This window comes from Mesorhizobium sp. M5C.F.Ca.ET.164.01.1.1, assembly GCF_004792125.1.
GTDB lineage: Bacteria > Pseudomonadota > Alphaproteobacteria > Rhizobiales > Rhizobiaceae > Mesorhizobium > Mesorhizobium wenxiniae.
On sequence record NZ_SRTG01000548.1, the window covers coordinates 1 to 290 of the forward strand.

General features: G+C 60.0%; 1 pseudogene. It reads right to left on the reverse strand.

Annotated features, from left to right (window positions below):
- Nucleotides 1-232 (reverse strand): annotated as a pseudogene (locus tag EN807_RS34685) (hypothetical protein); the annotation flags it as partial.
- Nucleotides 233-290: the final 58 nt, after the last annotated feature.

Here is a 290-nt window from a genome sequence, read left to right on the forward strand (position 1 = left end):
CGTGCTGGACGGTGACGTCGACAAAACGCGCCGCCGTCAGTTCCTTCCGGTAGTCGCTGGGATCCCTGCGAAAATACAAGGCAAGACCGATATGGGCCATCAGCCAGCGTTGCTGGGTGGCAAAGACCGAGGATGCCCGCGGATTTCCCTCATAGGCGTGCTGCATCGCCATGGCTTGCGCGCGCACACAAGCATGCAGTGCCGGGTGACCGGCAATGTCCTCGTAAGTCAAAGCACCCTCCCAGCTTCCACCCAAAGATGCTGTAGTCTCGCAAGTTGCGGATAGCAGC